Genomic DNA, 9318 nt, shown 5'->3' with positions numbered 1-9318 from the left:
TCCATGTAATGGGTAGTAAGGATGGTTGTTTTGCCTAGCTCCTTCAGCTTAAGAATAATGTCCCATATATTCCGTCTTGCCTGCGGATCTAGTCCTGTTGTAGGCTCATCTAAAAAAATGATCGTAGGGTCATTGATCATGGCGAGTCCGATGGCAAGCCRTTGTTTCTGCCCGCCGGAGAGCTTCCTAACCTGCTTGCTGCGCTGATCAGTGAGATTAATCATTTCGAGCACTTCCGCTGCTGGCCGGGATTTTGGATAAAAGGTAGCGAACAAATCTAAATTTTCTTCTACCGTCAATAAATCGAACAAAGCGCTGGATTGAGGCTGAACACCGATGGACACCTTGATTTGTTCACTGTTTTTCGTCCAATTTAGAGGACCAAATTCGATTTGGCCGGAATCAGGATTTTGCAGCCCCTCAATCATTTCAAGCGTAGTCGTTTTTCCTGCGCCGTTTGGACCGATGATGGTGAACACTTCTCCCGCCTCGACGGTGAAGCTAATGCCGGCTACAGCGCTGACTGATCCAAAGCTCTTTTGTAAATTACGCACTTCTAATACGGGCATTATGTAACCTCCTTTAGTTTTTGTGAAGCAAAAACTGACTTCGAAAGCATACGCTTTGTTTTTGTGAAGCAAAACTCACTTCGAAAGTACGCTTTGTTTTTGTGGAGCAAAAACTGACTTCGAAAGCATACGCTTTGTTTTTGTGAAGCAAAACTCACTTCGAAAGCATACGCTTTGTTTTTGTAATGTAAGGTTTCCGATTTGATTGATCTGCTACAATAATTTTAACCGTATCCATTTTATGAGAGTACCGTCTTAAGCATGCTTCGGACTCGGTCTTAAGGCGGAGGCTGGAATGGTTTGGAGGTTTTGAAAACGATCAGCGTGTTGAATCTCCTGCCGAAGCTAGAGGAACATCGAGCAATTGCAAGGCTAGTTTTACACTTGGATGGTCGCGATTGTCTGTTAAATAGAGAGCATAGGCCCTCGTAACTGGAAAAGGCAATTCGCAGCGCAGTTCATATAAACGGTGATCATCTAGAAAAGGCAGTGCAATAGATCGGGGAAGGAAGCCAAATCCTGCTCCTTGCAAAAGCAATGTGAGCATTATGGTGGAGTGGTCGGTTTCAAAAGTAGGCAGATAACCTTCCCCAACGATTGAGCGAAACCAATCTGGAAACGGATATCCCCACTCGATGTGACAATATTGTCCCGAGAAGAAGTCTGTTTTCGTAAACAAGTTAGAACTATTTTGAGAAGAAACAAGAATAATTTCGTCCTCAAATAGGAAATGTTTAGTAACATTAGGGCGATCAAGAGGGTCGTATCGAATAGCTACTTGTACAACGCCATCGAGTAAAAGATCACGAATCATGTAGCTGGAATCGATGTAGCTCAGAAATTTAATAGCCACCTTCGGGTGTGCTTGCCTAAACGAAACAATGTGCTGCAAATAATAGTAATGCCAAACAGAACCAGGTCCGCTCATGACGATATAGTTTTCTAATCCTTCGGATAACGTTACCTTGCTTTCTTCAAACAGCAGCAGCATCCTCTCGGCATAAGGGAGGAAATGGATGCCTGCCTGCGTTAAGCTTACATTCCGATTATCACGTAGAAACAGCGGTTTTCCGACGGACTGTTCCAGCGCTTTTATTCTTGCAGTAACAGCAGATTGCGAGATATGCAAATACTCTGCAGCCCTTGTGAAATTGCGAATTTTGCACACGGATAAGAAAGCCTCTAACTGTGGAATATCCATAGCTGCACCTCAACTAATTTGAAATATGAATCATTATAATCAAATAAATTCGTTATACAAATTATACTTCGATCATTACTATTAAACTATACTTATGGTTTGGAGGAGATTTGAATGGCTGGTGATGTGATGATTGAACAAATACAATCCATTGAAGAGCATGTTAACGGGCTGGCGGATCTGTTGGTACAGGTCGTTGAAGATGGTGCGTCAATTGGCTTTTTACCCCCAATGAAGCTTTCTGATGCTGTAATGTACTGGGAGGCTGTGTTAAGTCCAGAGGTGATTTTATACGTTGCCAAAATCGATGATCGAATCGTTGGGAGCGTGCAGCTGCATCTATGTACGAAGCAAAATGGCAGACACAGAGGGGAAATTGCAAAATTAATGACCCATCCAAACTATCGTCTTAGAGGAATTGGCCGTTTACTCATGCAAAAGGCAGAGGAACGAGCAAGGCACGAAGGCAGAACATTGTTAGTTCTCGATACGAGGGAGGATGATCCTTCGAATATCCTGTATACTTCATTAGAGTACATTGAAGCCGGACGCATTCCTGGCTATGCACGATCGGCAGACGGTAAATTAGATGCGACGGTTTTCTATTACAAAATGTTGAATTAATTGATCTGTTAGACCAGGCAGCCTTCCAGAATAGATATCATCACATAAATTCATATGGTACAATATGGATATTGTATCTGCGGAGGAGTTGATCTATTTTGGCAGTTAGAAAACCTTTTGGATATGGATCACTTTCTATGCTCTTTTTACTTTCGGGGTTTTTAATAAATTATAATTTTGGGAATGGTTTTATTTTGACTCATTATCTCTTTAACCTAATGGGTCTAGCTATACATTCAAACGGCACAGATGGTTTCAACTATCCCTTTTTAGCTTCCATGCCGTTTTGGTTAGCGACAATATTAGTTTCGAAAAGAAATATTCATGATTTTGGAGCAGTCGTCAGCAAAAGAATTGGTGAACTCCTGCTTGCTATAAGCGTGGTAGTTACAATCATTTTTTTAATACTGCCAATATGGATTGAATTCTAATAAAATAAAGAACAAGGAGCAGTTTGCCGCATGGCAGGCTGCTCTTATTTCATGCAGCCATATAAAAAAATGTTCTTATAAGATATTTTTGAATGGTCGTTCGTGTTTTATATAGGAGGTGAATAAATGGACAACCAATCTTTAAGTCGTACCCATAGTGAGTTTTCTGAAATGTATGAGCGGAATATCGATATGGTGTACAGATTATGTTTCATCCTATTGAAAAATACGATGGATGCGGATGACGCTGTTCAGTCTGTATTTTTAAAGCTATTCAAGCACAACAAAACCTTTAATGACCGCGAGCATGAAAAAGCATGGCTTATTGTGACGGCCCAAAATACCTGTAAAGACGTATTAAAAAGCTGGTGGAGATCTCGCCGGGTTGATGTAGACGTTTTGCCGGAAAAAACATACTGGGAAAACAATGAGCAGCAGAGGGATATACTCGAGAAATTGCTGCGGCTTCCTGAAAAATACAGAACGGTGTTATATCTCTACTATGTGGAGGATTATTCTGTAAAAGAAATATCAAAACTACTAGATCGAAAAGAGAGCACGCTGCAAACACAATTATCAAAAGGACGAACACGCCTGAAGGCTGATTTGGGAGGGATATATGTTGACGGAAAACCAGTTCAAGGGCATATTTGAAACCATAAAGCCTAATAAGGAACATAAGGACAAACTATTGCACGATATGATTGTAAAAATTGAATCGGAAACCGTGGATAAAAGGATACCAACATCATGGAGACATGTAAGATCAGCGATGCTGGCAGCAGCGGTTATGATTTGTTTGCTAACGACAACTGCTTTTGCAGCAAGCTATATGGGCCTCGATATGAAATTTTTAAACTTTCTGAACCCGGCGAATGACGAACAGGAGCTGTATTTGGAAAACGGCGCTCAATTGGTCAACAAAAAAGCGGTAAACGAGAATGGAACAATTGAAGTTAAACAGATTATCGGAGACAGCAATTTGATATATGTTCTTTTGGACTTCACCGCGCCGGAAGGTACCGTTCTAGATGCCAAAAGGTATCGTTTTGTGACACATTTAAGTTTTGACCATATGAGTACCAATAGCTCCTCAACCGGTTACACTTTATTGGACGATGAGAATCCAAGCGATAATAAAATCAGTCTAATGATGAGTTATTTAACGAAGAAAAGAACAATCGCAGGAAGTCCTGTTACTTTGATGCTTAGTCATTTAGAGGCGGCAGATGTTTATCCCGATATATTTGAAAAAGTAAATCCAGGTTCATGGAAAATTAAATTCAATTTGGACTATAAGGATATGTCAACAACGTATCAGATTGATCAGGGCATATCATTATATAACTACGAAGCAACACTATCATCCATTTCTATCTCGCCCATTTCCGTTACAATAAAAGTAGACAGTGCGCATACCAAAGAGATTTCTGAGGCAGCGAGCCGCTCCTCGCGGGAAATAGGGTTAAACGAGTATGCGGATCATTATCCGATCACCATACATTACAAAGATGGAACATCGGAGACAACGGCTGTTTTTAAGGGGATGCCCTCAGGGGATCTTATAACTAACACCATAACGATTGTGAAGCCATTTACCCCCATTATTAATGATAAAGAAATAAAAGCTGTCGAATTTTTTGATAAGGTCATTCCGATGGACTAATTCGATTCTTGTGCGATTTGAGGAACTGCAGGTATGCAGTTCCTCTTTTCTTTGTTGATGGTATGGATTGGTTACAGAAGAAGCTGTTAACCTGCATTGTATTGACAAGAAATATAAATAAAATTATTCTGAATATATATTAATTTATATGTATAAAAATACAATGTGAAACGAGGGCATCAACTTGAATCATCTATATAAAGAGTTTCTAATTAGTGATGACAAGTCACTTATTGATATGGATACCGTTTGCAAATTTTTATCAAGGAGTTATTGGGCAAACCAAAGGCCAGCGGAAACGATTCATAAATCCATTCAAAATTCAGTTAGTTTTGGTATCTACGATAATAAAAGGCAGGTTGGATTCGCTCGAATTGTAACGGATTGGGCAACGATTTATTATTTGTGTGATGTTTTTATTGACGAAGAATACAGAGGCAGAGGGCTCGGAAAGAAGTTAGTTGAATTCATTACCAAAGAATTCGATGGGATTGGCGGCATACTGCGAACGCATGATGCTCATGAATTGTATGAACAGTATGGATTTAAAAAAGATACTGAACGATTCATGAATCGCCTATTGAAAAGATAGTTTAGGGGTGAACAAACCAAAGGCAGTCTAAGACATGATTTGATGTCCTAGTCTGCCTTTGTTATTTGAATCAGCTCTGCTCACTAGAATAAACAATTAATCCGATTTTACAGTCGCGTGAATAGCAATGCCGGAAGCGTCATGTACAACGAACGCGTTTCCTTGCTCTGCAGCTTCAACACCGTCGCTGCGCAGATGCTCGAGCCAAGCTTCACGAGAAGTTGAAGTTGGGAAAACAATCGTATAATAAGATAAGCCAACCGTATTGGCAGACGGCAAGGTAGCACCTGCGCCTGCCCAAATGTTCATGCCGATATGGTGATGGTATCCGCCAGCCGAGACGAATACAGCAGCCATTTGCGCATAATCGCCAACAACATCAAAGCCTAGCTTGCCTTCATAAAACGCGCGCGACTTCCTAAGGTCGCCTACGTGAAGATGGATATGTCCAATAACGGTTCCTTGCGGGAGACCGCTCCATTCTAAACCATCACTCTGAGCAAGCAGATCTTCCCAATCAAGCGGGTCTGTTGCCATCACATAATTGCCCTCGGCATCTCGCTTCCACTCTTCACGCGGACGATCCGCGTAAATTTCGATGCCGTTATGATCCGGATCTGAAATATAAAGCGCCTCGCTTACCAAGTGGTCGGCCTGCCCAATATGAATGCCGCTTGTGATCAAGTTGCGGAGCGCAAGCGATAAGGAGCGACGATTCGGCAGCAGAATTGCAAAATGGTACAAACCAGCATGAGAGCGTTTTTGCGGCACAACGGCATTCGGCACTTCCTCTAGAACGAGCAGCGTATGTTTCCCATCAGCAGTGAACGTTGCAACACGATGTGTTTCATCATGCTGCAAAACCTTTAGCCCGACAACTTCCGTATAAAAAAGGATTGAACGCTCGAGATTGCTTACCTTAAGCTTTACTTCTCCCAGTGAAATTTGTTCATCCAAAAATGTCGACATGATTAATCCTCCTTGAAGTATATATGGTTGTGATACTTGATTGCTTTAAATAAACTGCACCTAAAGCATAGTCCTTTACGTCTATATCATGTACAATATTGGAAAATGTAACCAACAAGCATTAAGGCTGCTATAAGCTCAAATCGTATGAAGTAGGTTTATAATAGCATATGAAGTATAAAAATTAAAGCAGCTTATTAAAAGTAATCAACTTATAGTATTTTAATCAAAAGGAGGTTGAAATGAGAAAAATATTACGAAGGGTAGAATGGGTGCTGCTTATTGTTATTGGAGGGTTTTCGCTGCTTTTTGCGCTTCCTTCAATTGATTTGTTTGATCATAATGCTGAGCTGAGCGAGGCTAAGAAGAAAGGTTTTTATTATAAGGTGGATGCAGATAAGCAAACCTATTTCAACAAAGAGATAAGTATTGACGGCGTTGTTTATGGGGAAGGGAAGCTGACTGTTTATTTATCTTCAAAACGTTTTTTTTCGGTGCCGCAACTGCCTAATACCATTCAAATAAAAACAGATGCCAATGAGGTGCTTCAGTATCAATCTTCAGGTGCATCCATGCGGCTTTACCGATCAAATGGTCAATTTACGTTTACTAACGTGCCGCCTAATCTGAAAAGCGTCACTGTATTTAATGAAGCTTATGGCGAGTCCTTTTCCTTTTATATTCCACTTGAGGGGGGGAAGGCAGACTAATGCAGACAACTACAAAAATAATTTTCGGACACTTGATCCGTTGGTTATTGATTCTTCTGGCTTGCTCCATCATCTATTCTGCGCTTTTCGCACAAAGCTCTATTCGTGTGGAGAAAGTAGCACAGCATGCACTGGATATGATGGAGTCTCCTTACGCTCCTATTTCCTTAAAATCAAAGACAGGCCAAGGCTATGAGCTATTGCTAATCGTTGATCATAAACATGAGCTCCAACATCAATTGTTCGTGAAACGTTCGCTTGGATTTTTCTGGAGCTCACGCGGCGGTGGATTTGGAATGAAGCTGGACCCGCAAATCATACTCAGCTKTCGAATAGGTATGTCTACTTTTGGCAAGTATCGACATTATTATGCTGTTGGTCAACTGAATGATCCGAATATAAGCAGGGTGCAAATTGCATGGTGGGATGGATATGAGCAGGATGCGCTTATGAAAGACGGGGTATATCTTGCTGGGCGTTCTATTCGCAGCTCTACTAAAGAGCAGTCGGCTTCCAGGATGAATAAAGTGTATGCCTATGATGCAAACGGGCAATTATTATATGAGCTAAATGATGAGCAGCGGGAGATTAAAGCGGATGCGAAATCAGAAACGGAAATGAAGGAAGCAATTTAATAGAAGAGCCGTCCGCGCTTTCTTTGGAAGCGATCGAACGGCTCTTTTTTTTATTATCCTTGAATACTTGGCTGTATTGGAGAAGCAGGCTGTTTCTTCTTAGTTGGAAGCGGACCAAACAGCAGCCAGTGCCATTTGAATGGTGCGCTGAGTGCCATGATAGCCCAAGGAATAACGAGTGCGAGCAGGAAGCCGCCGGCCACCCAAACATGGAACAGAATCGGAGAGCCGCTGGCATTCGTCTGGCGGTATAGATACAGAATTAAGGGATGTACCAAATATATGCCAAAGGATGTGGCACCGATATGTATAAGAGCTTTGACGACCATCTTGTTCCATGATGTATAAATCCAGAAGGAAACTTGAAGCAGCACAATAGCAGCCGTAACGCAACGCACCTCATCTATCAGTTCTAATAGACTTGTGTTTATAACAGATAGCCCAGTTAACCGTTTCTCGTAATAAAAGTAGACCATAGTCATATTTGACGATAAGAATAGTGCCCACAGCACAAGCGATGCTGCAATTTTTGCCGGCGTAGCATTTTTTCTTGTGAGATTAATCCATTCAGCGAATTTCTCATAATAAATACCGATAAATGCACCTGCCGTAAAATAAAGCATATACGTAAACGCATAGCTGCCGGGGCTAACCACATGATATTCCCGGACGATGATAAAAATAAATAACCATTGCACCAGCAAACCGATCCAGACGATATGCCGGCTGGATTTTCGAAACCGATTAACGGCGTACAGCATTAGTGGTGATATTGCATAAAATTGAATAATAATAACGACAAAATAAAGATGGACATAGCTTTTTCCAAAGATAAGCATTTTGAGAAATTTAGTCGTTGTAAAGTAACCAATAAAGGTCTGCAGGTCACTAAATCCGTAAGCTGCCAGTCTCGTAAAGGCGAAATAGAGGAACGAAAATAATATAAAAGGAATCAATACTTTAGATATTCGTTTTTTGTAAAACTGCCCAATTGCTGTTGCTGTGAAGGGTTTATTGTAGTAGTTGTAAAAAAGGACGAAGCCGCTTAGAAAGATGAAGACAGGCACTGCGAATTTGGTAAATGTGTTTAGAAAGACATAAAGAGGATATAGCGTAGCCTTGTGATCGTAGTTAGCTACGACCGCTGATGTTGCGTGAATCATGATGACCGCTAAAATACCGAATGCTCTAAAAATGTCTAGCGCAGGTAAATATGGTCTTTTTGCTAATTGTGCCATTAAAATCCCCTTATTTTTATAAGATACTAGCTTGTGTTAAGAGGCTATGAGGAAACCTCTATTCGTTATTATAAGGTTAGTCCCAGTTTCAGCCAATACTTTTATTTTTGCATCGGATTACAGAAGAAAGAGCCTCTTCCTAACGCTGAAAGAGGCTTTTTGTGCTTTGGTTTACAGCCATCAGGTTTAACAGATATAATCATTAAAATATTAATTAGTAATTATATTAATTAAATAACGTTTATGTTATTATACTCTTGTGAAATGAAATAGATTTGTGTATTTACTGTCTTTTCTCGTATGAATTCATATGATAGTTAGGTTATTTTTGATTCTAAAATAAAGATGACGGGTGATCTTACATGAAACGTAATGACGGTAATGAATTTATTAATGATAGTTTAATCGCGCAATACAAGTTTGATCTTGCTGAACATATCGGCAAGGACAGCTCAGGGAATAGAAATGACGGGTCGGCATCAGGTGCTTCCATTCAAACCGTAGGAGGCAAGACTGCAGTCATGCTTTCAGGGGGACGCAACGGCACATCCTATGTGAAGCTGCCTGTGGATCTCCTGAAGGATGTTAGTGATTTGACCGGTATTACCATTTCAACTTGGGTATATGCGGGAAAAGGCTCAAGCGTATGGGAAAGAATTTTTGATTTCGGCAAGGGGCAGACA

Annotated in this window: 12 protein-coding genes; 8 read left to right on the top strand and 4 right to left on the bottom strand. The window is 40.7% G+C overall.

Features of this window, described 5'->3' with window-relative positions; genetic code table 11:
- Both AC1DSE_RS23635 and AC1DSE_RS23630 read right to left on the bottom strand, forming a co-directional pair.
- Window positions 1–569 (bottom strand): ABC transporter ATP-binding protein (locus AC1DSE_RS23635; RefSeq protein WP_477528280.1); only part of this gene is annotated, 569 nt, incomplete at its 3' end.
- A gap of 319 nt (window positions 570–888) precedes the next feature.
- Complete coding sequence (locus AC1DSE_RS23630) at window positions 889–1770, bottom strand: LysR family transcriptional regulator (RefSeq protein WP_477510349.1); 882 nt, start codon at window positions 1768–1770, stop codon at window positions 889–891.
- A 114-nt stretch (window positions 1771–1884) separates the two neighbouring features.
- Here AC1DSE_RS23630 and AC1DSE_RS23625 point away from each other — a divergent pair, with 114 nt between their 5' ends.
- The 5 genes from AC1DSE_RS23625 to AC1DSE_RS23605 all read left to right on the top strand — a co-directional run bounded on the left by AC1DSE_RS23625 (window position 1885) and on the right by AC1DSE_RS23605 (window position 5083).
- Window positions 1885–2394, top strand: a complete 510-nt coding sequence (locus AC1DSE_RS23625; protein WP_477510350.1) for an N-acetyltransferase family protein — start codon at window positions 1885–1887, stop codon at window positions 2392–2394.
- Between the two features lie 98 nt (window positions 2395–2492).
- On the top strand, window positions 2493–2825 hold the full coding sequence (locus AC1DSE_RS23620; RefSeq protein ID WP_477510351.1) for a hypothetical protein: 333 nt from the start codon (window positions 2493–2495) through the stop codon (window positions 2823–2825).
- 126 nt (window positions 2826–2951) lie between these two features.
- A complete protein-coding gene (locus tag AC1DSE_RS23615; RefSeq protein WP_477510352.1) occupies window positions 2952–3479 on the top strand; it encodes an RNA polymerase sigma factor in 528 nt (175 codons plus the stop codon).
- Window positions 3445–4491 carry a hypothetical protein gene (locus tag AC1DSE_RS23610; protein ID WP_477510353.1) on the top strand — a complete coding sequence of 349 codons (1047 nt, stop codon included), beginning with the start codon at window positions 3445–3447 and terminating at the stop codon, window positions 4489–4491. The genes AC1DSE_RS23615 and AC1DSE_RS23610 overlap by 35 nt, the downstream gene beginning before the upstream one ends.
- A gap of 184 nt (window positions 4492–4675) precedes the next feature.
- Window positions 4676–5083 carry a GNAT family N-acetyltransferase gene (locus AC1DSE_RS23605; RefSeq protein WP_477510354.1) on the top strand — a complete coding sequence of 136 codons (408 nt, stop codon included), beginning with the start codon at window positions 4676–4678 and terminating at the stop codon, window positions 5081–5083.
- 96 nt (window positions 5084–5179) lie between these two features.
- Here the strand turns inward: AC1DSE_RS23605 and AC1DSE_RS23600 are convergent, their stop codons facing one another.
- Window positions 5180–6052 carry a VOC family protein gene (locus tag AC1DSE_RS23600; RefSeq protein ID WP_477510355.1) on the bottom strand — a complete coding sequence of 291 codons (873 nt, stop codon included), beginning with the start codon at window positions 6050–6052 and terminating at the stop codon, window positions 5180–5182.
- Window positions 6053–6294: 242 nt separating this feature from the next.
- Here AC1DSE_RS23600 and AC1DSE_RS23595 point away from each other — a divergent pair, with 242 nt between their 5' ends.
- Together AC1DSE_RS23595 and AC1DSE_RS23590 are read left to right on the top strand one after the other, a co-directional pair.
- Window positions 6295–6762, top strand: a complete 468-nt coding sequence (locus AC1DSE_RS23595; protein ID WP_477510356.1) for a hypothetical protein — start codon at window positions 6295–6297, stop codon at window positions 6760–6762.
- The gene (locus AC1DSE_RS23590) at window positions 6762–7397 is read left to right on the top strand and encodes a hypothetical protein (protein WP_477528279.1); all 636 of its coding nucleotides are present in this window, start codon (window positions 6762–6764) and stop codon (window positions 7395–7397) included. The genes AC1DSE_RS23595 and AC1DSE_RS23590 overlap by 1 nt, the downstream gene beginning before the upstream one ends.
- Before the next feature lie 53 nt (window positions 7398–7450).
- On the opposite strand, the gene AC1DSE_RS23585 is transcribed toward AC1DSE_RS23590, so the two are convergent.
- Window positions 7451–8635 carry an acyltransferase gene (locus AC1DSE_RS23585; protein WP_477510358.1) on the bottom strand — a complete coding sequence of 395 codons (1185 nt, stop codon included), beginning with the start codon at window positions 8633–8635 and terminating at the stop codon, window positions 7451–7453.
- Window positions 8636–8997: 362 nt separating this feature from the next.
- Here AC1DSE_RS23585 and AC1DSE_RS23580 point away from each other — a divergent pair.
- Window positions 8998–9318: hypothetical protein (locus tag AC1DSE_RS23580; RefSeq protein WP_477528278.1), on the top strand; the 321-nt coding region annotated here is incomplete at its 3' end.

The sequence above is a fragment of the Paenibacillus sp. 01L418 genome, from assembly GCF_056400045.1.
The sequence above is the reverse complement of the archived record's forward strand: the minus strand, read 5'-3'. Positions and strand labels throughout refer to the sequence as shown.